The organism is Verrucosispora sp. NA02020, assembly GCF_013364215.1.
Lineage (GTDB): Bacteria > Actinomycetota > Actinomycetes > Mycobacteriales > Micromonosporaceae > Micromonospora.
In genome coordinates, this window is the sequence record NZ_CP054923.1 from 2,980,600 (window position 1) to 3,007,186 (window position 26,587).

Genomic DNA, 26,587 nt, shown 5'->3' on the forward strand with positions numbered 1-26,587 from the left:
TTCCGAGGAGACCGGAGCAGCGATGAAAAGACGAATGAGAGCGTTCACACACAATGCCGCCCGGGTGACCGCCGGTGCCGTACTCCTGGCGTCGGCCGGAGTCGCCGTAGCGATGCCCGCCGGCGCGGCGGCAGCCGGTTGCACGGTGAACTACACGGTGGCATCGCAGTGGCAGGGCGGATTCGGCGCCAACGTCGTCATCACCAACAACGGTGATCCGGTCACGAACTGGACGTTGACCTGGCGCTTCGACGCCGGGCAGACCATCGACCAGGCGTGGAACGCCACGGTGACCCAGAGCGGCGCCGCCGTCTCCGCCCAGAACGTCAGCTACAACGGCACGATCCCCACCAACGGCACCGCCTCGTTCGGCTTCAACGGGTCCTGGACCGGCAGCAACCCCGCCCCGGTCATCTTCGCGCTCAACGGGGTGGGCTGCACCGGCGGCACCATCCCCAGCCCGCCGCCGACCACGCCACCGCCGACCACCCCGCCACCCACCACCCCGCCACCCACCGGCGCGGCGGACATCACGGTCAACAACGCCACCCGCCACCAGACGGTCGACGGTTTCGGGGCGGCGCAGTCGATCTGGGGCAGCGCGTGGTCGACCGCCGAGACGCAGACACTGGTCGGGATGGGCGCCAACCAGTTGGGGTTGTCCATCGTGCGGACCGGTCTGTCGCCGGTGTCGAGCGAGTGGGCGACGCATGTGAACTCGTTGAAGACGGCCAAGGCCTCCGGTTCGGGCGTGAAGATCCTGGCCTCACCGTGGACGGCCCCGGCGGCGTGGAAGACGAACAACAGTCGGGTCAACGGCGGCAAGCTGCGGACCGACTACTACGACGACTACGCCAACCACCTCAACAGCTACGTCCAGTACATGCGCGGGCAGGGCGTGACGATCGACGTCACCTCCGTGCAGAACGAGCCGGACTGGCACCCGGACTACGACTCGATGGACTGGAGCGGCACCGAGCTGCGCAACTTCGTCCGTGACCACGGCACACGGGTGCAGAACACCAAGCTGATGGTCGCCGAGGCGGTGAACCTGAACTACACCTACACCGACCCGACGCTCAACGACACCACCGCCCGCAACAACATCGGCTACATCGGCGGTCACCTGTACGGCACCGAGGCGGCTGGGCGGCTGCGGTCGTACCCGCTGGCCGACCAGCACAACAAGCCGGTCTGGATGACCGAGTGGAACCTGCACGCGGCCGACGGCAACGGCTCCAACATCTGGGGCAACCCGGGCAACCAGACGGTCTGGAACGAGACGCTCGACGACATCATGCGCACGGTGCACCGGTCGATGGAGGCGAACTGGACCGCCTACGTCTGGTGGTACGGCAAGCGCTACTACTCCTTCATCGGTGACGGCGAGGCCGCCTTCGGCACCACGGCCGGCGCACCGCTCAAGCGCGGATACGCCTTCTCGCAGTACTCCAAGTACGTCCGCCCCGGCTACCAGCGCGTCGCCCTGGCCAAGAGCTCCAAGGCCGCACCGCTGGAGGTGACCGCGTACCAGGGTGGCGGCAAGACCACGCTGGTGATCCTCAACCGCTCGACCAGCGCGGTCAACAACGCCGTGATCCAGGTGCCGCAGTCCGTCACCCGGGCGGAGCACTACCTGACCTCGCTGAGCGCCAACGCGGCCAGCCAGCCGACCAGCGTCAACGGCGGGCAGGTCTCGGTCAACGTGGGCGCGCGCAGCATCTCCACCGTCGTCCTGACCCACTGAGCGACGACATGTCCACACCCTGCGTGGCGCGCGAGGACCGCGCGCCACGCAGGGGCCGTCGGGCGTCCGCCCGTGGGCGGTCGCTGCGACCGTTCGCGAGCGACCTTCGACCGGCGGGGCGTCGGCACTGTCGGTCCCGGATGTGATGCTGACCGTCGTGATCGTGACGTTCGACAGTGAGTTGTGGACCTGGGCTGCCCGGCGTGACGAGAGCTGGACCTTCGTCAGCCTGCCGGTCGGGGCGTCGGAGGAGATCCGCGAGCGCTCCGGCGGGACCCGTCGGGGTTTCGGTGCGGTACGCGTCCGGGCCGCCATCGGCGGCAGCCGGTGGACGACCTCGGTGTTCCCCGACAGCGCACGCGGTTGCTACGTCCTCCCGGTCAAGCGCGCCGTCCGCACCGCCGAGGCGCTCGACGTGGGCGACACCGCCACCGTGACCGTCGAACTGGTCGACCACTGATGAGGGCGGTGTCGTCGGAGCTGGTCGGGGCCGCGACCACCACGGGCCGGAGTGGGCCACGCCGAAGTCGTCACCGGGTCGGACCGGGAGCGACGTGCCGTTGGGCAGGGCCGGGTCGCAGGGCCTGAGGGCCCCCGGTCACCGTGGGTACCGCGCAGCGGCACGGCGATCTCAGGAACAACACATAGACGTACGACGACATAAGGGCATCTCCTCGGTGCCCCGGTCGAGCGACCGGTGCGCCATGGAAGGCTCCTACCGCCACCCGCCGAGTGGCTGACAGATCATGGACCATTCCCCGCCCGCGATCGAGTGACGCGCCGTCGATCGCGCGCGTACGGGCGCATTCTCCGGGTCGCATTCCCGTCGAATTCCCGCACTACCGACGCGTCTCGCTACGATTCAATCGCACCGCCGTTCCGGCGGCTCGACTCCCCGTCGACATCGCGGAAATTCCACTGACGACGACCGGAAAGGAATGCCGCTCATGAGAAGTGAGCATCCTTCGCCGCTCGACGACGACGGGGCACGTCGAGCGGACCTTCCGCTGTCGTCGGCAGAAACCGCCGAGAGCGACCTGACCACTCCGCACGACACCCCCGACATCGTCGAGCCACGCACTCCGTCCGCCACCGGGGAGCGGGACGCCGACCCGACCGGGACCAACCCGACCGAGACCAACCCGGCCGGGACGGACACCGCGGTGACGCGCCCCCGGCGACAGCGACTCCGTCGCGCGCTGAGGTCGGTTCCGGGGCTGATCGGCATCGTCGGCGGCCTGGTCGGGATCGTCGCCGGCATCGCGGCGCTGATTCCGAAGGAGCAGCCGTCGGACCCGTTCCGGCACGCGTTGTTCACCGAGCCGTTCACCTCGACCGTCAGCGATCCGGACGAGGTCCTGGCGCGGTACGCGCTCTGGGTCGACACCGAGGACGGCGACGACGACGTGTGGCGGAGCGAGATCGACACCGTCCAGGGTCTGTTCCGCCTCTCCAACCGGACCGACGCCAGCCGGGTGCGCTACATCTGGATCAACGCCACCAACGCCGGTGACCGGGTGCCGGTCGAGATGACCGACAGGCCGGTCTCCGTCGACGTACGAATCGCGGACCGGGCCCTCTCCACCAGCGCGGCCGGATTGATGTACCGGTGGTCCGGTCAGCCGAAGCGGTACTACGCCTTCCTGCTCTCCGGAGACGGCACCTATTCGTTCGTGGCGCGCAGCGACACCCTCGGATTCTCCTACCGCCTGACCGAGCGTTCCGAGAAGATAACCGCCGAGGGCTGGAACAGTCTGGCCATCGTCGGCAAGGGCGATCAGCTCGATCTCTATATCAACGGCACGAAGGTGAAGACGGTCGACGCCGTCGATTTCCCGGACGGCACCGCCGGGGTGATCGCGACGAGTCGCGGTGCCTTCGAGTTCGACAACTTCCGCATCTACGAGTGACGGCGTCGCCGCGATCGCCGGACACGTGAGCCGGCCCCCGATCGGAAGCCGAGACGACTCCGTGGTGACGGTGCGTCGATCCCCGCACGGCCGTGACCAGGAGCGACCTGAGACGTAACGGCCCTGGAACACTCTTGACATCGAAAGGCGACCCCCGCCACACTACCGATGCTAATTCGATTTAGCACAGGACCAGATCCACAGAGTACCGAAACGGGTCATACCCCCACCGGGCAGTAGCCCACGTGGCCCACGAGGAGGCTCTCCATGTCCGACCACCCCGCGCCTCGTCGCGCAGACCCCACCCACCTTCAGCGGCTCCGGCGGCAGTAAGCCGGAGCCGAGAGCCAGGGTCCGAACACGACCACGAGATCCGAACAGCACCGCGAGAAGCGGTTGTAGAGGAGTGTGCTCAGTTGAAGACAGAGACCGGAAAGCGCAGGCTCAGGCGTACCGTCTCGTTGCTCGCGACCATGTCACTCGGAGTCGGCCTCGTCGTCTCCGCGCCGGCTGCCGCCTCGGCCAAGCCTGCGGCCAAGGAGGGTGCGACCGTCAAGGCGGACAAGCACTCACCGACCGGATACACGGTCACCTTCGTCTACCGCAACCCGAACGCCACGCAGGTCCGCCTCGCCGGGGACCTGACCCTGCTCGACGTGAACACCGGCAACACCCGGTACCAGCCGGAGGAGTGGCAGCCGGGTCGGTACCACGCCGGGGGGACCGAGTTCCTCCGCGACATGACCAGGGACAAGAAGGGCAACTGGTCGGTCTCGCTGCCGCTGCACGCGGGCGGCATCAGCTACTGGTACCGGGTCTGGGACCCGACCCAGGGCTGGGAGAACAAGCGCATCTGGGACCCAGCCTCGACGAACCCGCGTCCGCCGGGCGAGTCCTCGTTCCGGACCCGGAACAACGACGTCCTCGACGCCGTGTACGTGCCGTACGCGACCAAGCAGAACGACCCGGTGCTCAAGAGCCGTGCCGAGTACGAGCTGCCGGCCAAGCCCAAGGACCGGGGCACCGTCCGGTACGTCCCGTACACCACCATCCTCGGCGACAGCGGTCACTACCTCGGTGTCTACCTGCCGCCCGGTTACAACGCCAAGCGCGCACAGCCGTACAAGGTGGCGTACCTGGCGCACGGCATCTTCGGTGACGAGACCGACTTCATGGTGCCGGCGAACGTCCCGAACATCCTGGACAACATGACCGCGAAGGGCGAGATCGAGCCCACCGTGGTCGTCACCATGGGCAACCACTTCACGGGCACCAGCCTCGGCTTCGCGTCGTACAACCAGACCAACGCCGCCGACAACCTGGTCCAGACGATCCTGCCGCTCATCGAGGACCGGTACAACGTCGCCACCGACCGGTCCGGCCGGGCGTACGCCGGGTTCTCGTACGGCGGTATGACCGGCGCCCACGTGATCCGCGGCTACCCGACCACGTTCGGGTACTACGGTCACTTCTCCGGCAACCCGTCGCTGAGCGCCCAGGACTACGACAACGTCGCGAACGCGGTCGGCGACGACGACCTCCTCGTGTTCCTCGGCAACGGCGTGTTCGAGGGCAACCTCAACAACCAGAACGCCATCGCCGACAACTTCCGCGCCCGTGGGTACACCGCCCACACCACCCAGGTCCCGGGTGCGCACGACGGCATGACCGCCAGCCAGCTCTTCACGATCTTCGCCCGCGACCACCTCTGGACGGGTGCCGACACGGTCGGTGACGCCCGTGCCAAGGTCAAGGCGAAGGCCGCGCCCGCGTCGGTCCCCGCCGGCCGCGCGTTCACCCTCGACGTCGAGGTGCGGGCACAGAAGAAGCACAAGAAGTCGCCGACGCCGACCGGCGAGATCACCGTGACCTTCGCCGGCAGCACGCACGTGGTGACGCTGAACAAGGGCAAGGCCGTCGTGAAGCTGCCGACCAGCGGGCTGTCCGCCGGGTCGTACGCGGTGCACGTCGCCTACTCCGGTGACCGGACCTACGCGCCCACCGCAGAGGTGCACCAGAAGCTGCGGGTGCGCTGACCGATGAACACGGTGGGCCGTTGACCTCCCCCGTCTCGGTCCACCCGCACCGGCGGGGCCGCGTCATTCCTGACGCGGCCCCGCCGGGGTGTCCGGCAACCGGACGGTGAACAGGCTGCCCTCGCCCAGGGTGCTCTGCACGTCGATGGTGCCGCCGTGTGCCTTCACGAGATGCTGGGTGATCGGCAGACCCAGGCCGCTGCCACCGGTCGCCCGGGTACGCGAGCCGTCCGCCCGCCAGAACCGGTCGAAGATCTTCGGCAGGTGCTCGGCCGCGATGCCCACCCCGGTGTCCCGTACGGTGATCGTGGTGTCCTGCGCGGCGACGGTGACCGACCCCCCGGGCGGGGTGTAGCGGATCGCGTTCGAGACCAGGTTGCCGACGATCTGCCGCAGCCGTACCGCGTCGGCCGGCAACACGGGGTCCTCATCGATCTGCACGGTCAGCGCGATCCCGGCCGCCTGGGCCGTGCCCCGATGACTGTCCACCACCTGCGTGACCACGTCCCGCACGTAGGTCGGCTCGGGATGGATCCGCAGCGTGCCCGCGTCGGCGGCGGCCAGGTCGGCGAGGTCGTCGATGATGTGCTGGAGCAGCACCGCCTCCTCGTGCAGCAGGTCGAGCAGTTGGGCGTCGGTCGGCGCGAGATCGTCCTGGGCCGCCTCCAGCCAACTGCGGATGTTGGTCAGCGGCGTACGCAGTTCGTGCGCGACGTCGCTGACCATGGCGCGTCGCTGCGCCTCGGCGCGGTCCCGACGGTGGGTCGAGTCGTTCAGCGCCCGGGCCAGCCGGCCGATCTCGTCCGGGGCGGAGACCGGGGCCGGCTGCTGCCGGTCGACGGCGTCGGTGAGTGTCCGCAACGGACGGACCAGCCGGCGGCCGACCAGGACCGTGACGATGATGGTGGCCACCAGCACCGCGCCGGTGACCGTGACGATGCGGACGGTGTTCTCGCCGGAGAGCGTGAAGGTGGTCTGGTCGGCGCCGCTGTCCGGGGCGGTGATGAACAGCAGCACGGCCGGGGCCACGTGCGGCTGGAGCATGCTCCGCCGCGACTGTTCCACGCACTCGCTGATCAGGGCCGCTTCGTCTGCGTCCACGTCGACCCGGAAGGTCTCCCGGGGGGCGGGACGGACGCTGCGCTCGTCGACGGAGATGTTGATCAGGTACGCGCTGAAGTCGGGCAGGATCTCCAGTCCCTCGTCGTCGGCCAGGTCGAGGCACTTCCCTGCCAGCTGCCCCAGGGACCGCAGCGCCTTCTCCTCGGCCTGGCCGGCCGTCTCGGGCTTCGCCTCGCATCGATCTGCCGACCCGCGCGGATCCGGCGTGGTCAGCACGACGGTGAACCGCCCGTCGGGCAGCGGCTTGATCTCTCCGTCCAGGCGACTCCCCCGCAGGCACCTCAACTGTTCCTCGGCCTTCGCGAGCAGTTCGTCGCTGACGTCGTCCGGCACCCGGAACGGGCCGACCGCCCGAGGGTCGATGCGGTCGGTGCCGCCGGTGAGGCCGAGGTCCAGGTTCAGCGGGTCGACCACGGCGGCCGGGCGGGCGGCGTCCAGCGAGGGGCCGTCTAGCGTGTCGGCCACGATCGTCCGGTCGTCGGTCATCAGCGTGATCCGCCGGTCCAGTCCGGCGGCCCGCTGCTCGATGAGCGGCGACACCGCGGACCAGTCCGGGTGGGTGGCCGCGTACTCGATCAGCTCGTTGTAGACCTCGGTGTTCTCGGCGAGTGAGCGACCCTGCTCCTGGCTGATCGCCCGGGTCGCGGTCCGGGTGGCCAGCCAGGCGGTGGAGGTGATCGCGGCGATCGCGATCAGCACCGAGGTGACCAGCAACCGGGTCACCAGACTGTGCCGGATCGGCACCCGCCGGGTGCTCACCGGGATGTCGCCGAAGCGCCGGCCAGCTTGTAGCCGACCCCGAAGACGGTCACCAACCAGACCGGCCGCTGCGGATCGCGTTCTATCTTGCGACGCAGGTTCATCACGTGGACGTCGATGGTCCGCTCGGTCGAGCTGCGGTCGAGCCCCCGCGTGTGGTGCAGCAGTTGGCCTCGGGTGAAGACCCGGTTCGGCTGCTTCACCATCGCCACCAGGATGGCGAACTCACCCCGGGTGCAGGCGACCCGGACGCCGTCCACGGTCACCTGGTGCCCGGTCGGGTCGATCTCGATCGGTCCGACCCGCAGCAGCCCGGCCCCGGCGGGCGACGGTGTGCCGGGTCTCGCCCGCCGCAGCAGGGTCCGCACCCGGGCCATCAGTTCCCGGGGGCTGTACGGCTTGGTCAGGTAGTCGTCGGCGCCCAGGTCCAGTCCGGTCAGCAGGTCGTCCTCGGAGGACCGGGCGGTCAGCATCAACACCAGCACGTCGGACTCCCCGCGCAGGGTCTTGCACACCTGGAGACCGTCCATCTCCGGCATCATCACGTCCAGCACCAGCAGGTCGGGGCGGAGTCGGCGAGCCGTCTCCAGCGCCGCCCGACCGTCGTGCACCACCACGGCCTCGTGCCCCTCGGCGGTCAGATAGCGGCGGACCACCTCGGCCTGGCGAGGATCGTCATCGGCGACCAGCACCTGTGCACACATGGCGGCGATGATAGGACTGGATTCCCGACGACAGGGCTCCGGCGGCGATACCTGACAGGTTTCTAACGACCGCTGGACACCCTCGTCGGCATGGATCCGAAGCAGGACGCCCCGACCGAGTTCATACCGCGTGTACCCGATCCGCCCGTACGGCGACGTGGTGTGCGGTGGATCGCCGTGGCGCTCGTGGTGGCGGTGCTGACGGTGGGTACCGGGATCGTGGTGACCCGGCACCGGGCCGACGCACAGCCGGCGTCGAGGGAAACCGACGTGGTCGCGACCACGCCGATCGCGCGCCGTGACCTGTCGACCACCCGGACGCTGCCCGGAAGCATCGGGTACGGCCCGACGCGCCCGCTGGCCGGACACCTGACCGCGACGGTCACCTGGTTGCCGAAGGCCGGCACCACGGTCAAGCGGGGTGGGCAACTGTTCCGGGCCGACGACCGGCCGGTGGTGCTCTTCTACGGCAGCATCCCGATGTACCGGGACATCGCCGGCACGAACCTGGTCGGCCGGGACGTCCGGGTGATCGCCGACAACCTCCGTGCGCTCGGTTACCCGATCGGCTGGCAGCCGTCGCCCGGCGAGCAGGTGACGCCGCAGCCGCCGACCCGCAACGCCGCCGACGATGACGACGACGAGCCGGCGGCGGCAGCGGAATCCCCGGCAGCACCGCAGCGGGTACGCAGCGGCGAGGGCGTCCTCACGCCGGCACTGGTCGCGGCGATCAAGCGCTGGCAGACCGACCTCGGTGTGCCGGCGACCGGCACGATCCCGGTCGGACACGTCGAGGTGGCCAGCGGGGCGGTCCGGGTGGACTCGGTGACCGCCCAACCCGGTGACCCGGCGGAGACGCCACTGATGTCGGTGACCTCGGTCCGCAAGGTGATCACGGTCGGTGCCGAACTCACCGACGCCGCCGCCATCAAGCGTGGGGACCGGATCCGGGTGGGCCTGCCCGACGACCGTGAGGTCCCCGCCCGGGTCGTCTCCGTCGGCCGTGATCTCGTCGCCAGCGACAGCGGCATCGCGAACGGCCCGGCGCTGCTCACCGTGACGGTGGCCGTCGACAAGCCGCAGAGCATCGCCGACCTCGACTCCGGTGAGGTGCAGGTGCACTTCACCGGTCGTACCGCCGTCGACGTGCTGGTCGCACCGGTCGAGGCGCTGGTGGCGTTGCGCGAGGGCGGTTACGCGGTGCAGGGACCAGGCGGGCTGGTCGCGGTCCGCACCGGCATGTTCGCCGACGGCTGGGTCGAGATCACCGGCGACGGACTGACCGAGGGCACCGAGGTGGTGGTGCCCTCGTGACCGGACCCGTGCTCTCGGTGCGTCACGCGTCCATGGTCTATCCCGGCGGGGTCACCGCGCTGGCCGACGTGAGCCTGGACGTCGCCGCCGGGGAACTGGTCGCCGTCGTCGGGCCGTCCGGATCGGGCAAGTCGACCCTGCTCAACATCATCGGCACGTTGGACCGCCCCACCTCGGGCACCGTCCACATCGCCGGCCAGGACGTCGCCACGCTCGGCGACCGGCGGCTGTCCGCGCTGCGGGCCCGGGAGATCGGCTTCGTCTTCCAGCAGTTCCACCTCGCCGACGGGCTCAGTGCCGTCGACAACGTCGCCACCGGCCTGCTCTACGCCGGGGTGCCACGACGGCAACGGCGGGAGCACGCCCTGCGCGCCCTGGCCCGGGTCGGTCTGGCGCACCGCACCGGGCACCGCCCGGGGCAGTTGTCCGGTGGCGAGAAGCAGCGCGTCGCGATCGCCCGCGCCCTGGCCAACCAACCGTCGCTGGTCCTGGCCGACGAACCCACCGGCGCACTCGACACCGCCACCGGTCAGTCCGTGCTGCGGCTGCTGCGTCGGCTCCACGAGGAAGGCACCACCATCGTGCTGATCACCCATGACCGAGGCATCGCCGCGTCACTGCCCCGGCAGATCGAGATCCGCGACGGACGACTGATCCGCGACGACACGCACCCGTCGCCCGTCCCGGCGCTGGCCGTGGAGTCGGCTCCCGCCGTGGAGTCGGTCAGCTCGGCGCGCACCGTGGAGTCGGGCGGCCTGGCGCGTGCCGTGGAGTCGGGCGACCCGGCCGGCGATGCGGTGTCGGACCGGTGACCGGGCCGATCGACCGGGCACCACGACCGGCCCGGCTGGCCGTATCGGACCTGCTCTCGCTCGGGCTGACCGGCCTGCGAGCCCGCCCGCTGCGGGCGGTGCTGTCGGCGCTGGGGATCGCGATCGGCATCGCCACGATGATCGTGGTCACCGGCATCCCGGCCGCCGGCCAGGCCGCGCTGCTGGCCGAGTTGACCGCGCTCGGCACGAACTCCCTCCAGGCGGTGGCGGCACCGGATCGTGATCCGCCGACCAAGCTGCCGGAATCCGCCGTGGTGATGGTGCAGCGGATCGGCCCGGTCACGGCGGCCAGCGCGGTCGGCAACACCCGCACCGTGGTACGCCGCAACGACCTCCTCGATCCCACCGACGGCTCCGGCCTCACCGTGCTGGCCGCCCGCCTCGACCTGTTGCCCACCATCAACGCACGGATCAGCGTCGGCAGCTGGCTGAACCCGGCCACGGCGGAGTTTCCCACCGTCGTACTCGGTTCGGTGGCCGCCACCCGACTCGGCATCGCCGACCTGCCCGCCGGACAACCCGCGCCCCAGGTGACGATCGCGGACCGGCGGTTCACCGTGGTCGGCATCCTGGCCGAGACCCCGCTCTCCCCCGACATCGACCGGTCGGTGCTGGTCGGGTGGCCGGCGGCCCGCAGCGAACTGCGGTTCGACGGCCACCCGACGGTGATCTACATCCGTTGCGAGGAGTCGCAACTGGAGGCGGTACGCGGTGTCCTGGCGGAGACGATCTCGCCGGAGCGTCCCGGCCAGGTGGTGGTGAGCCGCCCCTCCGACGCGTTGGCCGCGAAACGGGCCACCGAGGGCAACTTCTCCGTGCTCTTCCTGGCGCTGGCTGCGGTCGCCCTGCTGGTCGGAGGCATCGGGGTGGCCAACACGATGGTCGTCTCGGTCCTCGAACGGCGTGCCGAGATCGGCCTGCGACGGGCACTCGGGGCGACCCGGGGACAGATCCGGGGCCAGTTCCTGACCGAGTCGACGGTGCTGGCGGCACTCGGCGGTCTGGTCGGCACGGCGGTGGGACTGCTCGCCACCGTCGGATACGCGGCCTGGCAGGGATGGCCGCTGGTGCTGCCCGGCCAGGCGGCGGTCCTCGGGGTCGGCGGTGCCGTGGTGATCGGGGTGCTCGCCGGTGTCTACCCCTGCGTACGCGCGGCCCGGCTACCTCCGACGCAGGCCCTCGCCGCCGCCTGACCCCACCGGCCAGCACAGACGAAAGGGCGCGGCGACCGGTGCTCCGGCCGCCGCGCCCTGCTGTGCGTGTAAGGAGGGGTCCCTTCCTAACGCCTCGTGTATAGGAAGGGACCCCTCCTTACATTCTCGCCGCGCTCGTCGGGCGGCGTCAGTTCTGCGCGGCGGCGACCTTGCGCTCGCACTCGGGTGCGAACTCCAGGCCCATGCTGATCGAGCGGGAGTGGTTCTGGTCCCCGCCGAAGGCGAGCGAGATGCCGTCCTCGGAGACCTCCACGTACTTGACGCCCTTGTCCTTCAGGCACTTCACGACGGCGACCGCGAAGTCCCGGGCCTCCGGGTTGGCCGGGTCCTTCTCCCACGGCGGCAGCGGATAGAACTTCGGCTCACAGATCCGGTTCGCCGCCTCGTACGCCTCCGCCTCCTTGGCGTTGGTCTCGCCGGACGGTCGGCCGGGGTGCCCGGCCGTCAACTTCTCCGGGACACCCTGCTGCTTCAGGCACTTGCGGTACGGCCCGAGCAACGCCTCGTACTCCTCCGACGTGGTGTCGAGCCGCTCGCGCGGACGTTCCTCCTTCGGCTGCGCCGAACCGGTCCGTTCCGGCTCCGGGGTGGCCAACGAGGCCACCTGTCCGCTGCCGTCGTCCGTTTTCTTCTCGTCGGCCGTCGCCCCGCAGGCCGACAGCGCGATCAGCATGACGGCACCCATCAACAGCGTCCGACTCCTGCGCATGACAACGCCTTTCGTCCGATCGGACCGGGACGTTCCCGGGCCACTGCGGCCGGTTCTCGGCCCGGCCGCAGCCAGCCTCCCGATCGGACGTGAGGAACATGTCAGGTCGGCGGGCCCCCCGCCGGACATCGACGGAGGGCCATGACAACTCAGCTCTGGGTGATCACCGGATCTGCGGCGAGGCTCTCGGTGCGTTGACCGATCAGGGTGCGCAGCCGATCCGCGTCGTCCGTCACGGTCTGCGCGTCCTGCCCGTCGACGCTCGACAACACCTCGGTGATGCCGTCGAGTGCCGCCAGTGCCGAGCCGTCGGCATAGACCTGCCGATAGATCTGGCGGTACGCGTCCTCGTACACCTTCGTGAACGTCTCACTGGCAAGGAAGCGTTCCTTGAGGAGGTGGCCGCCCCCACCAGGCCCACCACCACCAGGCCCACCGCCAGCGGGCCCACCACCACCGGGCCTATTACCCTCTCGCCCACCCGTACGCGGCTCCCCGGTGTCGGGACGGTCCGCACGCTCGGGCATCGTGTCGGCAGCGCCGGTCGCGCCTACCGGCTGGCCGGGCATCGTACGGGTGGCACCCCCGCCCCGGAAACCACCACCGAGGCGCCCCTGCTCGTGCGGGCCCTGGCCGGCGTCCCCGCTGAACGTCAGGTTGTAGTCCCAGCCGACCACGGTGAACTTCTTACTGGTCAGGTCGTACCAGAGGTAGTAGTTGCGACCCGGACCGGACATGTCGTCGAAATTGAGCAGCAGGTTCTGCCAGGCCACGTAGCGGGCGAAGGACTCCACGTCGACCCGGTCGGCGAGGTGTTCGTCGAACTCGGTGTCGCTGGCGTTCTCGACCCATCTGATCAGGTCGATGACCGGTTGCAGGTCCTGACTGCCCTTCATGGTGATCTGTTTGAAGTCGTCGTCGTAAGCGGTCGGGTCGTCGCCCTGGTCGGTGAAACTGCCGGTGGCCAGCGCCTTGTAGAGGACCCCACTGCCGTCGATCTTCGCGGTGAAGTTCTCGTCGGGATGTTCCACCACCAGGCGGGCGGTGGTCGGCCGGTCGTTGACGGTGAAGCTGGTGTACGCGTACTCCTGGGCCACCTCACCGGCGTCGCCGAGCAGGTCGAGCGTCACCGCCTCGTTGAGCACCGTGGAGCCGCCGCCCATGCCGGCGACGCGAACGGAGAGTTCCCGATGCCCCTGGTAGCGGCGACCGTCGACGTACTCGTCGAAGCGGATGAGCCAGGGCAGGTTCTCCGGTTCCTCGGCCTGGAGCGAGATCCGCGACATCCCGCCGCCGTTCGGCCCGGGACCGGCACCGCCGCGATCGGCGCCGTCCGGCATGGGACCAGCACCGTCAGGTGCCGCGCCGCCCGGTCCGCCCTGCGGGGTCTCGCCGTTGCGGCTCAGGCTGCGCAGCGTGGAGTTCCCCTTCAACCGGATGCCGACGCTGGGCACGCTGGTGCCGTCGACGACCAGGTCCGCCTCGATGTAGTCCTTCTCGCCCTCGGCATAGAAGGTGTCCAACATCCGTTGGTAGTCCGCGTCGCGGAAGACGAGCGTGATGCGGTGTGCCACGGTCTCGTCGAACAGGTCGACGGTGCCGGCGATGTCCTGGGTGACCAGGTCACCGCCGACCGCACTGCTGGTGACGTACGGGCGGATGCGCACCGTGCTGAGCGTCACCGTGAGGACGAGCAGGAAGGCGGCGCAGCCGGCCAGGAACTTCCAGTAGTGCCGGACCCGGATCGGGATCCGGTGCTTGAGCCTCATCACAGGTCCGTCTGGTCGTAGCCGGTCAGCACCGTGACCCGCTGACCGCCGGTGCGTTCGGCCAGCGCGGCGATCAGGTCACCGGGTTCGGTGCCCTTCTTCAGCCGGACCGTGTACATGATCTCGGTCAACGCGCCGCCCCGAATCGTCTCCATGCTGACCAGCTCGAACTCGCTGGTGTGGCGCACCAGGACGTCCTGGATGGACTCGGTGTAGTTCTCCACGGGCGGGACCTGCACCTTCACCACCTGCCGCTGCACGTTCGCGGCGAACCAGTTGAAGCGGTACATCAGCACGATGATCATGCTGATCACGACGGCGGCGACCACGGCCAGGACGTAGAACCGGGTGCCGCAGGCCATGCCGATACCCATCACCAGAAAGATGAAGCCGACGTCCCGGGTCTCCTTGATGGCGTTCCGGAAACGCACCACGGACAGTGCGCCCACCAGAGCGAACGCGCGGGCGATGTTGGACCCGACGACGAGCATGATCAGCGAGATGAGCATGCCGAGAATGACGAGCGTCTGCACGTACGACTGGCTGTACGAGATGTTCCGGTGGGTGAATCGGTAGACCCAGCCGATCATCGCGCTGAGCAGGAAGGACAGCGACAGGACGAGGGCGATGTCGCCGACGCTGAACGTACCGGAGAGATCCTGGAATTCGAACGGCATGAGAATCGCTGCTCTCTACACGTAGGGATGGGAGACGGCGGCGTCGTCCGTCACGTGGAAGACGGACCGAGGGGCGCGACCGAACGCCTCCACGCTCTGGCAGTACTTCGACAACCGGACGATCGACAGGTTGGTCCGGGCGGCCAGGTCGGTGAACCAGTACGGCACCCGCTCGTTGGCCTTGATCTCCACCACGGCGAGGGTGGCCGGCACGATCAGGCGGTTCTCCGCCTCCGCGCCCAGGTGGAAGTCGCGGTCCCGCCCGCGTACCCGATGGTCGATCGTGACCCGCAGGCCGACGTCGGAGTCCCGCCCGACGAACGCCTCCCGCTGGTAGCCGGTCATCGCGACCGGACGCAGATCCAGTCCACAGACCAGTTCCAGCACCTCTTCGAGGAAGGCCCGCTGGTCGGGATGGTGCGCGACCATCTCCCGGCGGTCGCAGAAATCGCGGGCCAGGCGGTACGGCAGAGCGACGCGACGCTTCTGGGTGACCCGGTTGACCCGTTGCTTGATCTCGACGTGCACGAGGCTGTCGTCGGTGATCGTGGACCGGTCGCCGTAGTGCCTTATCCGCAGTTTGCGACGGAACCGGAGACCTTCGATCTTCTCCCAGTAGAAGAGCAGTCGATCCGTGTCGTAGTAGACGCTCCACACGCCGTATCCGGTCCGGTCACCATGGCTGTCGCGCCCCATTCGCGCGTCCAGTTCGGCACGCAGCGCCGCCACGTCGGCGACCGGCACCACGTACTTGACCTCGTACCGATTGAAGGCGTGCAATCGGCTCGGGGCGCGGAGCGCGTGGCCGGCCTGATCGTCGCGGTCGGCAGCCGGGCCGGACCCGACGATCGGTGCCGATGGTGTACGCGTTGCGGAGCGGGCGGGTGCCCGGTTGCGCCAGGTGAGCATGGGATGTTGGCCGATCCGTAGGCGACAGATGCCAACGAATACCAACAGGCGTACCTATGAACGAGCTTTGTTTCTCGGATGAACCCCCGGTGAACGACGTCGGCGTCACCGGTGACGCCGACGTCGTCCGTGTTCGTTACGGGGTGACCACCCGGCCGCCGAAGGTCACGACCAGCCGGCCGTCGGAGGCGAAGGACCACCCCAACGCCCCCGAGTACGACGAACACCGGGACCCGTTGGTGCCGGACCAGAACTGGTTCGAGCTGTCGGAGTTGCCGACGATCCGGTCGTTCGAGCCGCCGCTGCACGAGGTGTTGTTGCGGAACACCGAGGAACCGCCGTCGAAGTTGAAGTTGCGCTCGGTGTTGCCGATGTTGGCGTTGTTCGACACCGTCATCGTGCCCAGGTTCCGGTTGTAGGTGAACCCGTGCTTGCCGTTGTCGTAGGCGATGTTGCCCCGGATGGTGTGGTTCACCGCGATGTCCTCGCCGCCGAGCTTGAACCCGTTGCGGTCACCGTTGCCGGCCTGACCACCGTTGCTGAGGGTGCCGTTGCCGTAGGCGAGGGAGGACTCGATGGTCACCGCGCCGATCGCGCCGGTGTCGCTCTTGGTGTAGAGGTCGTACCCGTCGTCGATGTTGTTGTGGGCGACCGTGTAGCGGAAGACGTTGCCGGCGCCGACGGTCAGCTTCGGGGCGAACCCGTCGGCGTCCTCACCGTCGGAGTCGACGTTGTCGTGCGACACCGTGCTGACCACGAGGTTGTTGGAGGGCCACTGGTCCCGGGGCGCGTTGGCGATCAGCCGCGAGAGCTGGAGCCCGGAGTCCCTGTTGTGGCGGGTCACCACCCGCTCGACGATGTTGTTGTTGCCGGCGAGCAGGATGCCGTTGTCCCCGGCCCGCTCGACGACGATGCCACGGACGTGCCACCACGATCCGCCCATTTCGAGTCCCCGGTTCGCCGGGTCCTCGCTCTGCGCCGAGAAGTTCAGGACCGGGGTCTCCCCCGCGTACGCGAAAATGTTCTTGCGCGCGCTCGACGTGCCGTTGTTGCCCTGGCCGATGGTGATGGTCTGCGAGTGGCGGTAGGTCCCGCCGCGCAGGAAGATCGTCCCGCCCGAGGTGATCCGGGTGATCGCGGAGGCGAGCGTCGTCGGGCTCGCCAGCGTCCCGGGCGCGCTGTCGGTGCCGGTCGGCGCCACGTAGAGCGTGTTGGACGACGGCGGAGGCGTGGTCGGCGGAGGCGTGCTGGGCGGCGGGGTGGTCGGCCCGGTCGTCGGCGGCGGCGTGGTCGGCGGGGTCGTCGTGCCGGAGGCGTACGTCTCGAACTCGGCGACCCTCGGCGTACCGCTCGCGCTGGTGATCTCGAAGTTGATTTTGCGCAGCGAGGCGGCGGCGAAGGTGATCGTCCCGGCCCCGGTGCCGCTGGCCAGCGTGGCGCCGGTGTCGTTGTTGACCAGTCGCCAGCCGCCGATGACCCCGACCGCGCCGGACGCCTCGCGGATGGTGACCGCGCCGACCGTGGTGGCGGAACCCCACTTGACCGAGATGCGGCCGGTCGAGCCGGACGGCGACCAGTATGTGCCCACGTCGCCGTCGATCACGTTGCCGTAACTGGTGCCGCCGCCCTTGCTGGAGCCGTCGGCGCCGGCACCGATGCTGAGGTTGGTCGCGTTGGCGACGACCGAGGCGGCGACGAGCCCGTCCGCCGCTCCCGACGCGTGGGTCAACGGCAGCGCCGCGGTCACCACGGCCGCCGCGACCACTGCGGTGCCGCCGGCCAGAAGTCTGTGTCGCACTGTGGTTCTCACTGGTGGACTCCTCGGGAGTGAGCGCGGCGCGAGGCACTTCCTGCACAGCCCGACACCGCAGGTGACGACGTTTCGGCAAACCCTCGACCTGGCTATAAAGCGAAACGTCGATGTAACCTCAGGCTAGGAAAGCGCTTACTCGTGGCGCAAGGGCAGGGATGTGCAGGTTTGTTGCAGAACCTCAGCCCGACGGCCACCGCTCCCGTACGCGCCGCCACGCCGGGATGCGGGTCCGGGGCCCTGACTCCCCGTGGCCGCACGCCGACGGGCCGGTGCAGGCCGTCCGGGATCGCGACGCAGCTCAGCCGCGCCACCGGTCCGGCGGCCCCATGTCCTCCCGGCCGCCTTTGCTCTGCTTCAACCCACGCACTGTTCCCGTACGGAAACCGTTGCGCGGGTTGAAGCAGAGCAAAGGGAGCCAAAGGGGGTCACCTGACGGAGCGGCCCAGCACAGTCATCCCTGGCGAAGCCGGGGCAGCAGCCGGAGTACCCGGCCCCAGTAACGCTGGCCGCCCACCGCAGGCTGCCGCGAACGGCACACGAACGGCACCTCGCCCCGTCGATCATGGAGTCGCGGCTAGGCTTTGGTCCCGATTCACCCTTTTCGCGGCGGCCACAACTCCATGATCGCGCGCACGGGGACGGTGGGCGGGGGCGGTGGGCGGGGGGCGGGGGCGGTGGGCGGGGGGCGGGGGCGGTGGGCGGGGTCAGACCGTGGTGGCGGCCTTACGGATCGCGTCGCGGGACGCGGTGACCTGTCGGCGCAGATCGTCCATGTCCACGCCGACGAGTTGCCCGTTCCGCTTGCGGACCTGGCCGGCCACCATCACGGTCTCGATGTTGCGCGGGTCCGCCCCGAGCACGAGTGTGCCGACCGCGTCGTTGAGCGGCATCGTGTTGACGTCGTCGGCGGCGACCACCAGCAGGTCCGCCTGCTTGCCGGGGGTCAGCGAACCGGTGACGTCACCGAGTCCGTTGGTCCGGGCGCCCTGCGCGGTGGCGAAGTCCAGCACGTCGCGGGTGGTGATCCGGTCCGGCGTGGTGTCCGTGCCGTACGCGGCGTTCACCGCGCGCATCCGCTGGATGGCGTGCAGGGTACGCATCTGGGTGAACATGTCGCTGGCCAGCGCCACCTCCACGTCGATGCTGAGTCCGGGTCGGATGCCGACGGCCAGCGCCTCGTCGATCGCGGGTACCGCCGTCTCCAGGCCGATCTGCGCCTCGGAGGTCGGCGCCAGCGACACGGTGACTCCGGCGTCGCCCATCGCCTGCCACGCCTGCGGGGTGAGGCCGGTGGCGTGGATCAGGGTCAGGTCGGGGCCGAGCAGCCCGTCGGCGGCCCAGCGCAGGATCGCCGCCGACGACGGCACGCCGAACACCGCGTCCACGCTGACCCCGAGGTCGAGATCGCGGGCGACGGCCGCCAGTTCCGGCCCGTAGGCCAGGGCCGGACCGGCGATCTCGTCGGTGGCCAACGCCGCCAGGCGCAGGGTCACCAGGCCGCCGTTCGTCCCCTGGTACGCGCCACACAACCGGGCCAGGTCGCCAGGCCACTGGCGGTCCCACTCACCGAAGTGCGGTCCCATCGACGCGTGTACGCCCCGGATGCCGGTGTCGACAAGCGCCTGGATCGCCGCGTCCGAGTGCGCCGCCGTACGGGAGTTGTGCGAGAAGTCGAGCATCGTGGTGATGCCGGCGTCGAGGGCGGTGAGCGCGGCGAGCCGGGTGCCGACGTACATGTCGTGCGGGGTGTACGCGGGCGCGATCCCGGCCAGCGTCGACATCACGTACGCCCCCAGGTCGGTCACGTCCGGGATGCTGCGGCGCATCTGCGCCTGCCAGGCGTGCCGATGGGTGTCGACGAATCCGGGGCTGACGATCCGGCCGGTCGTGTCGACGACGGTCGCGCCCACCGCCTCCGGGTGCGACCGCAGGTCCGGGCCGACCGCGACGATCCGGTCCTCGCGGACCAGCACGTCACCGGATTCCAGGTCGCCGATCGCCGGGTTCATGGTGACGACCGTGCCGCCGCTGAACAACATCATCGGACTCTCCCCCTCGTAGTCGGTGATCATCGGCGCCGCAGGACGTATCCGGCGTGGTACAGCACCCCGTCGGTGAACCGGCCGTACGCCCAGAAGCCCAGGTCGTCGCGGTAGACGATCCGGTCGCCGTCGATCCAGAACGCCCCCTGGTACGCGTGCGGCCGACCGCCCCGCGTCTCGTCGTACCGGCCGTCGGCGGTGAGTTCCTGGTGCAGGAAACCGGTCTCGTCGATCCACATGCCCAGGTAGGGGCTATCGACCGATCGTGGTCCCGAGTCCGGCTCGACCGGAGCGGGCGTGAGTCGGCGACCGTTGGCCAGCGCGATCTCGCCGTCGACGACGATCGCGGCGGCCTGTTCCGGACGCCAGACGATCATCTCCAGCACGGACCGGCCGGAGGTCGGGCCGGCGATCAGGGCGAAGGTGGCCGGGTTTCCGGGGGTGAGCGCGCCGACCCGGTCGGCCGGACGAGCACGCAGGCCGGCGACAGCGACACCGTCGACGACGGCGGGCACGATGGCCAGGCCGGTGCAGTCGATGACGATCGCGCCGTCGTCCTCGGCGGCGGTGTGCAGGCCGGTGCCGACCGCGACGATCTCGTTCGTACCGACCAACAGGTCAGCCGTGGCGAAGTCACCGATCACCGGGTCGAGCGTGTGGATGGCGGCGTTGACGAACATCAGTGGACGGTGCTGGTCACCGGTGTTCCCGGCGATCTCCGCCAGTACCGCCTCGTCGAGCATGGGGCTGCTCATGGCGTACCTCCTGGGGTTGGGTTCGTGCTCCCACCGTCACCGGAGGCGGAGTCGGCAGCCAGGCCGGAGCGAACCAGGGTGTGCCGCACCCTGCCTGGTCGGAGGCCGCGCGGTTACCGTTGGTGGCATGCCGACGACCGCGCTGGGGGCGTTCCTCACCGCCCGACGCGCCCGGTTGACCCCGGGCGACGTCGGCCTGGTCTCCAGTGGGACCCGGCGCGTCGCCGGGCTGCGGCGCGAAGAGGTCGCGGTGCTGGCCGGGGTGAGCGTCGACTACTACACCCGGCTCGAACAGGGCCGGGAGCGCAACCCGTCCTCGTCGGTGCTGGCCGCCGTGGCCCGTGCGCTCGACCTCGGGCCGGATGCCCACGACCATCTCTTCCGGCTGGCCGGGCTCGCACCTGGCAGTACGCCGACCCCCGCCCGACCGCAGGTCGGGCAGAGCCTGCGGGAACTACTCGACGCCTGGCCGGACACCCCGGCCGTGGTCATCGACCGGCGACTCGACCTGCTGGCCGGCAACGCGCTGGCCGACGCGTTCTACGCGGACTTCGCCGAGGCGGACAACCTCGTCCGGATGGCCTTCCTCGACCCTGCCGGCACGACGTTCTTCGCCGACTGGCGTCGTACCGCCGAGGCGTGTGTGGCGAACCTGCGTCTGGCCCTCGGCCACGACCCGCACGACCGGCGGGCGCGGGAGCTGGTCGAGGAGATGGGTGCCGCGAGCCCAGAGTTCCGCAGGTTGTGGGGGCGGCACGACGTGCAGGGCAAGACGCACGAGGCGAAGACGTTCCGGCACAGCGCGGTGGGCGAGCTGACGCTGTCGTACCACGCGTTCGACGTACGGGACGCGCCCGGCCAGCAGTTGATCGTGTACCGGGCCGAGCCGCACAGCCGCAGCGCCGAGGCACTGCGGCTGCTGGGCACCCTGGCCGCCAGCCGCTGGCTCCGCTGAGCCGCGAACCCAACCTGGCCCCTATCCGTCCGTCCTCGCTTGCCGGTGCGCGTCGCTGCCCTCGCGATAGAAGACGTATCCCGCGTGGTGCAGGACGTCCCCGTCGAAGGTGCCGTCCGCGCTGAACAGGCCCCCGAATCTCGAATTCGCCATGTCGACCACGGTAGGTATCCGGTCCGGCAACAGCCTGGTCCCAGTACTCCCAGGAAGAACGCGCTACCCGCCCTTACGGCCGGCTCTCATGACGCCGGAGTTCTCGTGTGAGGACGGGGATCATCACCGCCGCAGGGACGACGTGCAGCCCGAGGAGGGCGGCGATGGTCGCGACGTTTCCGCCGGCCAGGAACGGCGGGATCATCGAGACCACAGTCAGGGCCACCGTGGTCCACACGAAACGTAGGGCGGGACGGGCGCTCCAGCGGAGCAGGGCGGCGGCGATGACGACGCCCACGAGCGAGAAGAAGCCGGTCACCATCGTGAACCCACCTAACGGGATCGCCTCGCCACCCTCGGGGAGCGCGAAGTCGACACCCACCACCCGGGCGAGTGCGGCGGCGAGGGTGGTCACGACCATCGCCGCGAGCGCGGCGACGAGACCGATGCCGACGAGTCGGCCGAATCGACGGGTACGGCGGGGGCGGTCCGCTGCCGGACCGGCGACGACATCGGCGTCATGTGTGCTGCTCATGTCGTTCCTCCTCTCGTTCCTCGTCGGATCAGGCCCGGGACTGCTCGGTGTCGTCCGCCGGTAGCGACGTCGGCACACCGAGCCGGGGGAACTGGTCGGCGTGGAACGTGATGATCTCGGTGATCGCGCCGCCGCTGATGCGCAGGACGTCGATGGTCAGCGGCAGGTACGCGCTTGCACCCTCTCGCCGGTGGTAGAAGGCGACGGCGGGCTGCCGGTTCACCCTGGTGGGGATGCCACGCAGGTTCAACATGTTCTCGAAGCCGTTGTCGACCCAGTCCTTCACCACCGGGTCGCGACCGACGTACAGGCCCGGGGTGGGCGGCATCGAGCAGCGGACGTCCTCCCGCAGCAGCGCGGTGAGCCCACCGATGTCCGTGGCCACACTGGCGTCGGTGTAGCGGCGTACCAGCTCGCGGGTCCCGGCGTCTTCCTCGCCGCCGGTCCAGTCCTGGCGCTCGGCGGGCAGGTGCTCCCGCATGCCGGCGCGGGCCCGCTGCAACGCGCTGTTCACGGAGTTGACCGAGTCCCCCAGGAGTTCCGCCACGTCCTTCGCCGGCCAGCCGAGCACCTCGCGCAGGATCAGCACGGCCCGTGGGCGCGGCGCGAGATGCTGGACCGCGACCAGGTACGCCAGCTCGATCGTCTCCCGCGCGACGGCGACCGCCTCCGGCTCGTCCGCGTCGCCGGTGGTCAACTCGTCGAGCAGCCGGTCCGGGTAGGGCTGCAACCAGAGCACCTCGCCGCCGGTCGCCGGCTCCGGGCGGCGCTTGGCGAGCAGGTCCAGGCAGGCGTGGGTGGCGATCCGGTACAGCCAGGCCCGGAACGTGGACCGTCCCTCGAATGTCTCCCGCCGACGCCAGGCTCGCAGGAACGTCTCCTGCACGGTGTCCTCGGCGTCCTCGAACGACCCCAGCATCCGGTAGCAGTGCACGTGCAGTTCCCGCCGGTGCCGTTCCGCCAGCCCCGAGAACGCCGACTCGTCGACCTCGCCCAGACCACTCATGACCTGCTCGCCCATCACGCCATCCTCATGCCTCGCCGCATCCTGACATAGGTATGACGGGCGCGGGCCCGACAACTCATCACTCCTGCCCGCAGCGCCGGATGCGCAAGGGAGGTGGGTAGATCTGTTGTCGTTGGGGCGACAACAGATCTACCCACCTCTCAGGTCGGCGGCCAGTGCCGCAGGGCGGCGTCGGCCACGCGTTGGAGGTCCTCGCGTGTCGCGCCGCCCGCCGCCTGCACGGCCATTCCGTTCGCGATCGTCATGACGAATCGGGCGATCAGGTCCGGGTCGGCGTCGGCGGGCAGATCCCCCTTCTCGACGGCCAGCTGGAACCGGTCGCGGAGGTGCTGCTGACCTCGGGCGCGCCAGGCGGCCAGGGTGTCGCGCGCGACCTGACCGGTCTCGCCGACGACCAGTGCGCCCTGGACGCCCAGGCAGCCGGCGGGGCATCCGGGCCGGGTGTTGGCCTGAACCGAACCGGTGAGGAAAGCGGTCGCCACCTCGCGGGCGGTGGGTGCTCCCAGCGCCTGGACGACGTAGGCGCCGGGACCTTCCTCGTAGCGTTGCAGGGCCAGGTGAAAGAGCTGCTCCTTGTTGCCGAAGGCCGCGTACATGCTGGTGCGGGAGATGCCCATCGCCTCGGTCAGGTCGGCCAGGCTGGCTCCTTCGTAGCCCTGCTTCCAGAAGACCGTCATGGCCTTCTGAAGTGCCGCCTCGGCGTCGAACCCGCGCGGCCGACCCAGTTGCACCTTCTCCACACGACCATCCTACCCCTTGTGCACCGATCGGTTCAGAAGTGCTACGGTCTAGTTCCGTACCGATCGGTGCGGAAGTTTGGGGAGGTCAGAAATGCGTAGGCTGGAAGGCAAGACCGCCGTCGTCACGGGAGGCGGCACCCGGGGGATCGGCCGGGCCACCGCTGCCCGACTGGTGGCCGAGGGTGCGCACGTGTTCATCACCGGCCGACGCGAGGCCGAGTTGGACGAGGCGGTGCAGACCATCGGCGCGGGCGTGACGGCCGTACCCGGCGACATCACCGTCCCGGCGGACCTGGACCGGCTCTACGACAGGGTCGCGGCCCACGGTCGCGGGCTGGACGTCCTCTTCGCCAACGCGGCCACGGCCTCGTTCGCGACCATCGAGACGATCACCGAGCGGGACCTCGACCAGATCTTCGGGGTCAACGTCAAGGGCACCCTCTTCACTGTGCAGAAGGCGCTCCCGGTGCTGAACCACGGCGCCTCGGTGATCATCAACGCCTCCACCGCCGCCGATCGCGGCACTGCGGGCTTCGGCGCGTACGCGGCCTCCAAGGCGGCCCTGCGGACCTTCACCCGCATCTGGGCCAACGAACTCAAGGCACGCGGCATCCGGGTGAACGCCATCTCACCCGGCCCGATCGACACCTCCGGCATCACCGAACTCGTCGGCGAGGAGAACGCGACGGCCTTCAAGGCCAACGAGGCGGCCCGGATCGCCATCGGACGCATGGGACGCACCGAGGAGATCGCTGCCGCAGTGGCCTTCCTCGCCTCCGCCGACAGCAGCTTCATGCTCGGCGCCAACCTGTACGTCGACGGCGGCGAGAACCAGATCTGAGGATGCGCTGCACTACTCGGGACAGGCGTCGCCCGGGTCGTCGCCGAAATCGCCGAGGAAGAAGTCGAACGTCAAGCCCTGGCCATCTATTTCGAGCAGGGTGCTGTGCGACAGGCCGCACTCACCGCCGAAGGTCGCGGTGACGGTGTAGACCCCCGGCGGCACGCCGGTCAGGGCGTAGCTGCCGTCGGCGGCGGAGGTGGTCTGGTATCCGCCGGGCTGCAACTGGACCACCGCCCCCGCCAACGGCAGGAAGTATTCGTTCCACACGTTCCCGGACAGGCTCGTCGCCGACCTCACGGTGAACTCACCGTCGCCCTTGTCGCTCACCCGGTTTCCGTCGGCGACCGCCGCCGCGTAGACCGGGCGGGAACCCCTGGTGTCGCCGACGTCGAGGGTGACGGTAGCCGTGCCACCCGGCGTGGCGGCATTCACCGTGTTACCGAGTCCCGCGTCGCCCATGCTGTACCGGAAGGCGATGACGTTCGTGTCTCCGCGTGCGTCGAACCGTACGGTGATCTGTCCACCCCCGGTGACCTCGCTGCCGTGCGGGAACGTGACCGTCGGCGGCAGCGGCACGGCCAGCTTCGCCAGCTCCGTCGAGGTCTCGACGGAGGTGTACACCCGTACGTCGTCGACGAGACCTGTGAAGAAGCCGTCGTCGCCACCGTTCCACCTGCGTTTGCCGACCGCCACCTCTGCGGTGGCGTCGAACCCGCCGACCAGGGTCGTGGTCGCGGCCTGGGCGACACCGTTGACGTACAGGGTCATCGTCTTGGTGCTCGCGTCGTAGACGCCGGCAAGATGGGTCCACCTGTCCACCGTCGGTGCCGCGTCGGACAGCACGCTGTGCAGGGCGGCGTCGTCGGTGTCGGCGGCGGCCATGGAGAACCGCCAGCGCTGGTCACCGCCGGAGTAGCCGAGGTGGTATGCGGACGTCCGCGAGCCGCCCACGCTGACCACGGTCTGCACGTCGCCACCCGACGTCGAGCTGATCCTGGCCCAGGCGGTGACGGTGAAACTCGCGTCGGTCCGGATCGGGGTGGACGCGCCGGTGAGAGGATGCGGCGTGTGGATCGCGGCGGTCCTGGTCGCCGCAGTCGTGCCCGGCAGCGACAGCGCGGTGCCCACCCCGGACCGGCCGGCGACCCGGACCGCAGGCTCACCGAGTGTCAGGGCGTTGCCGTGGCCGGAGACATCGGTCGCGACGACGCCCGTCTCCTCGAACGTCCAGTGGGCGGCAGGACCGGAGTCGGCTCGGACGACGAACGTGTACGTCACCTGAGTGGAGATCCGGCCCGCATGACTCTTCGACCAGACATGGAGCACGTTGACGCCGTCATGCTCGGGTGCCACCGTGATCGATGCTCCGTGGTCGGTCGGCCGCGCCACGACGGTCTCCGCTGCGCTCACCACACCGGAGTCGAGGCTGTAGGCGTACTCCTTCACCTCGTGCGCACGGGTCGTCGGCGGGATCACCTCGAACGTGCCGGGCAGTCCGACGCCGCCGCGCGGCGCACCGTCGCCGAGGTAGTCGCTGGAGGTCACCGCCGCCGGTGGCGGTGGCGCCTCGGGCGAGGTGGACGCTGCCGCCCCGGCTGAGGTGGGCGCTGCCAGCGGCGACGACACCAGTGCCAGCGTCAACCCCACCGTCCACCAACGCCGAGACGCACCCGTGCGATCACCAGCCACCTGACACCCCCGTGATCAAGCCAGTCGATGCACGAACAGTAGGCATCGAGGACGTTCGGTGTAAAGAGCGATCACAAGACGTAGCCACAGACGGGTGCGCCGTCCCTACCGGAGCGCGATGAGGCTCCGATAGGGACGCTTGTTCCCGAAGTCAGGACCGACGATGCGGCGCAGACCAGCGCCCGATACGGTCGCAGCCCCGGCGAACGCCACGGCCGGATCGACCGGTGGACGCGTTCACCTCCGGCGCCGGAACCGCAACGGTCCCGGCCATCGGTCACGTTCGGCAACCCGCGACCACGCGCGGACCGAGGCGTGATGCAGCCCGGGG

23 protein-coding genes are annotated in these 26,587 nt (G+C 69.8%); 9 read left to right on the top strand and 14 right to left on the bottom strand.

Annotated elements, in window-relative coordinates; genetic code table 11:
- The first annotated feature begins 34 nt into the window (after window positions 1-34).
- The 4 genes from HUT12_RS13005 to HUT12_RS13020 all read left to right on the top strand — a co-directional run bounded on the left by HUT12_RS13005 (window position 35) and on the right by HUT12_RS13020 (window position 5,693).
- A complete protein-coding gene (locus HUT12_RS13005) occupies window positions 35-1,747 on the top strand; it encodes a cellulose binding domain-containing protein (RefSeq protein WP_176093535.1) in 1,713 nt (570 codons plus the stop codon).
- 157 nt (window positions 1,748-1,904) lie between these two features.
- Entirely contained in the window at window positions 1,905-2,207 is a 303-nt protein-coding gene (locus tag HUT12_RS13010) for a DUF1905 domain-containing protein (RefSeq protein ID WP_176093536.1), read from the top strand.
- A gap of 487 nt (window positions 2,208-2,694) precedes the next feature.
- The gene (locus HUT12_RS13015) at window positions 2,695-3,657 is read left to right on the top strand and encodes a LamG-like jellyroll fold domain-containing protein (protein WP_176093537.1); all 963 of its coding nucleotides are present in this window, start codon (window positions 2,695-2,697) and stop codon (window positions 3,655-3,657) included.
- Between the two features lie 473 nt (window positions 3,658-4,130).
- Window positions 4,131-5,693, top strand: a complete 1,563-nt coding sequence (locus HUT12_RS13020; RefSeq protein WP_176093538.1) for an Ig-like domain repeat protein — start codon at window positions 4,131-4,133, stop codon at window positions 5,691-5,693.
- Window positions 5,694-5,756: 63 nt separating this feature from the next.
- Here HUT12_RS13020 and HUT12_RS13025 read toward each other — a convergent pair whose 3' ends face one another.
- Both HUT12_RS13025 and HUT12_RS13030 read right to left on the bottom strand, forming a co-directional pair.
- A complete protein-coding gene (locus HUT12_RS13025; protein WP_254876804.1) occupies window positions 5,757-7,574 on the bottom strand; it encodes a HAMP domain-containing sensor histidine kinase in 1,818 nt (605 codons plus the stop codon).
- Entirely contained in the window at window positions 7,571-8,278 is a 708-nt protein-coding gene (locus HUT12_RS13030) for a response regulator transcription factor (RefSeq protein WP_176093539.1), read from the bottom strand. Before HUT12_RS13030 ends, HUT12_RS13025 begins: the two co-directional genes overlap by 4 nt.
- 90 nt (window positions 8,279-8,368) lie before the next feature.
- On the opposite strand from HUT12_RS13030, the gene HUT12_RS13035 reads away from it, so the two are divergent.
- Genes HUT12_RS13035 through HUT12_RS13045 form a run of 3 tightly spaced genes read left to right on the top strand, consistent with a single transcriptional unit; the run spans window position 8,369 to window position 11,618 of the window.
- A complete protein-coding gene (locus tag HUT12_RS13035) occupies window positions 8,369-9,592 on the top strand; it encodes a hypothetical protein (RefSeq protein WP_176093540.1) in 1,224 nt (407 codons plus the stop codon).
- Between the two features lie 32 nt (window positions 9,593-9,624).
- Window positions 9,625-10,404, top strand: a complete 780-nt coding sequence (locus HUT12_RS13040) for an ABC transporter ATP-binding protein (protein WP_131052987.1) — start codon at window positions 9,625-9,627, stop codon at window positions 10,402-10,404.
- Complete coding sequence (locus HUT12_RS13045; protein ID WP_176093541.1) at window positions 10,401-11,618, top strand: ABC transporter permease; 1,218 nt, start codon at window positions 10,401-10,403, stop codon at window positions 11,616-11,618. The genes HUT12_RS13040 and HUT12_RS13045 overlap by 4 nt, the downstream gene beginning before the upstream one ends.
- A gap of 148 nt (window positions 11,619-11,766) precedes the next feature.
- On the opposite strand, the gene HUT12_RS13050 is transcribed toward HUT12_RS13045, so the two are convergent.
- The 7 genes from HUT12_RS13050 to HUT12_RS13080 form a co-directional block, all read right to left on the bottom strand.
- Window positions 11,767-12,348, bottom strand: coding sequence for a hypothetical protein (locus HUT12_RS13050; RefSeq protein WP_176093542.1), 582 nt, complete (start codon window positions 12,346-12,348; stop codon window positions 11,767-11,769).
- A gap of 149 nt (window positions 12,349-12,497) precedes the next feature.
- Window positions 12,498-14,117, bottom strand: a complete 1,620-nt coding sequence (locus HUT12_RS13055) for a CotH kinase family protein (RefSeq protein ID WP_176093543.1) — start codon at window positions 14,115-14,117, stop codon at window positions 12,498-12,500.
- Entirely contained in the window at window positions 14,117-14,794 is a 678-nt protein-coding gene (locus HUT12_RS13060; RefSeq protein WP_131052984.1) for a DUF4956 domain-containing protein, read from the bottom strand. Before HUT12_RS13060 ends, HUT12_RS13055 begins: the two co-directional genes overlap by 1 nt.
- A gap of 15 nt (window positions 14,795-14,809) precedes the next feature.
- Window positions 14,810-15,574, bottom strand: a complete 765-nt coding sequence (locus HUT12_RS13065) for a polyphosphate polymerase domain-containing protein (RefSeq protein WP_236145708.1) — start codon at window positions 15,572-15,574, stop codon at window positions 14,810-14,812.
- Between the two features lie 265 nt (window positions 15,575-15,839).
- Window positions 15,840-17,513, bottom strand: a complete 1,674-nt coding sequence (locus tag HUT12_RS13070; RefSeq protein ID WP_254876805.1) for a right-handed parallel beta-helix repeat-containing protein — start codon at window positions 17,511-17,513, stop codon at window positions 15,840-15,842.
- Window positions 17,514-18,220: 707 nt separating this feature from the next.
- Window positions 18,221-19,558 (bottom strand): amidohydrolase family protein, encoded by a 1,338-nt coding sequence (locus HUT12_RS13075; RefSeq protein WP_176093544.1) that lies wholly within the window; start codon window positions 19,556-19,558, stop codon window positions 18,221-18,223.
- Between the two features lie 26 nt (window positions 19,559-19,584).
- Complete coding sequence (locus HUT12_RS13080) at window positions 19,585-20,313, bottom strand: Atu4866 domain-containing protein (RefSeq protein WP_176093545.1); 729 nt, start codon at window positions 20,311-20,313, stop codon at window positions 19,585-19,587.
- A 127-nt stretch (window positions 20,314-20,440) separates the two neighbouring features.
- Here HUT12_RS13080 and HUT12_RS13085 point away from each other — a divergent pair, with 127 nt between their 5' ends.
- Window positions 20,441-21,268, top strand: a complete 828-nt coding sequence (locus HUT12_RS13085; RefSeq protein ID WP_176093546.1) for a helix-turn-helix domain-containing protein — start codon at window positions 20,441-20,443, stop codon at window positions 21,266-21,268.
- A gap of 21 nt (window positions 21,269-21,289) precedes the next feature.
- On the opposite strand, the gene HUT12_RS32590 is transcribed toward HUT12_RS13085, so the two are convergent.
- From HUT12_RS32590 to HUT12_RS13100, 4 genes are all read right to left on the bottom strand, one after another.
- Window positions 21,290-21,421: an Atu4866 domain-containing protein gene (locus HUT12_RS32590; protein ID WP_254876806.1), complete on the bottom strand. Its 132-nt coding sequence runs from the start codon at window positions 21,419-21,421 to the stop codon at window positions 21,290-21,292.
- A 73-nt stretch (window positions 21,422-21,494) separates the two neighbouring features.
- Window positions 21,495-21,956: a DUF6069 family protein gene (locus HUT12_RS13090; RefSeq protein WP_176093547.1), complete on the bottom strand. Its 462-nt coding sequence runs from the start codon at window positions 21,954-21,956 to the stop codon at window positions 21,495-21,497.
- A gap of 28 nt (window positions 21,957-21,984) precedes the next feature.
- Entirely contained in the window at window positions 21,985-22,977 is a 993-nt protein-coding gene (locus tag HUT12_RS13095; protein ID WP_176093548.1) for an RNA polymerase subunit sigma-70, read from the bottom strand.
- Window positions 22,978-23,123: 146 nt separating this feature from the next.
- Window positions 23,124-23,723, bottom strand: coding sequence for a TetR/AcrR family transcriptional regulator (locus HUT12_RS13100; protein ID WP_254876807.1), 600 nt, complete (start codon window positions 23,721-23,723; stop codon window positions 23,124-23,126).
- Between the two features lie 91 nt (window positions 23,724-23,814).
- On the opposite strand from HUT12_RS13100, the gene HUT12_RS13105 reads away from it, so the two are divergent.
- Window positions 23,815-24,564, top strand: a complete 750-nt coding sequence (locus tag HUT12_RS13105) for an SDR family NAD(P)-dependent oxidoreductase (protein ID WP_176093549.1) — start codon at window positions 23,815-23,817, stop codon at window positions 24,562-24,564.
- A gap of 12 nt (window positions 24,565-24,576) precedes the next feature.
- On the opposite strand, the gene HUT12_RS13110 is transcribed toward HUT12_RS13105, so the two are convergent.
- Window positions 24,577-26,193, bottom strand: coding sequence for a LamG-like jellyroll fold domain-containing protein (locus HUT12_RS13110; protein ID WP_254876808.1), 1,617 nt, complete (start codon window positions 26,191-26,193; stop codon window positions 24,577-24,579).
- Window positions 26,194-26,587 lie beyond the last annotated feature (394 nt).

Coding starts and splice junctions, on each gene's coding strand:
- HUT12_RS13080 (WP_176093545.1), bottom strand. CDS start 20,313: ATGAGCAGCCCCATGCTCGACGAGGCGGTACTGGCGGAGATCGCCGGG.
- HUT12_RS13090 (WP_176093547.1), bottom strand. CDS start 21,956: ATGAGCAGCACACATGACGCCGATGTCGTCGCCGGTCCGGCAGCGGAC.
- HUT12_RS13015 (WP_176093537.1), top strand. CDS start 2,695: ATGAGAAGTGAGCATCCTTCGCCGCTCGACGACGACGGGGCACGTCGA.
- HUT12_RS13105 (WP_176093549.1), top strand. CDS start 23,815: ATGCGTAGGCTGGAAGGCAAGACCGCCGTCGTCACGGGAGGCGGCACC.
- HUT12_RS13040 (WP_131052987.1), top strand. CDS start 9,625: ATGGTCTATCCCGGCGGGGTCACCGCGCTGGCCGACGTGAGCCTGGAC.
- HUT12_RS13055 (WP_176093543.1), bottom strand. CDS start 14,117: ATGAGGCTCAAGCACCGGATCCCGATCCGGGTCCGGCACTACTGGAAG.
- HUT12_RS13095 (WP_176093548.1), bottom strand. CDS start 22,977: ATGGGCGAGCAGGTCATGAGTGGTCTGGGCGAGGTCGACGAGTCGGCG.
- HUT12_RS13020 (WP_176093538.1), top strand. CDS start 4,131: ATGTCACTCGGAGTCGGCCTCGTCGTCTCCGCGCCGGCTGCCGCCTCG.
- HUT12_RS13060 (WP_131052984.1), bottom strand. CDS start 14,794: ATGCCGTTCGAATTCCAGGATCTCTCCGGTACGTTCAGCGTCGGCGAC.
- HUT12_RS13005 (WP_176093535.1), top strand. CDS start 35: ATGAGAGCGTTCACACACAATGCCGCCCGGGTGACCGCCGGTGCCGTA.
- HUT12_RS13085 (WP_176093546.1), top strand. CDS start 20,441: ATGCCGACGACCGCGCTGGGGGCGTTCCTCACCGCCCGACGCGCCCGG.
- HUT12_RS13030 (WP_176093539.1), bottom strand. CDS start 8,278: ATGTGTGCACAGGTGCTGGTCGCCGATGACGATCCTCGCCAGGCCGAG.
- HUT12_RS13035 (WP_176093540.1), top strand. CDS start 8,369: ATGGATCCGAAGCAGGACGCCCCGACCGAGTTCATACCGCGTGTACCC.
- HUT12_RS13075 (WP_176093544.1), bottom strand. CDS start 19,558: ATGATGTTGTTCAGCGGCGGCACGGTCGTCACCATGAACCCGGCGATC.
- HUT12_RS32590 (WP_254876806.1), bottom strand. CDS start 21,421: ATGGCGAATTCGAGATTCGGGGGCCTGTTCAGCGCGGACGGCACCTTC.
- HUT12_RS13050 (WP_176093542.1), bottom strand. CDS start 12,348: ATGCGCAGGAGTCGGACGCTGTTGATGGGTGCCGTCATGCTGATCGCG.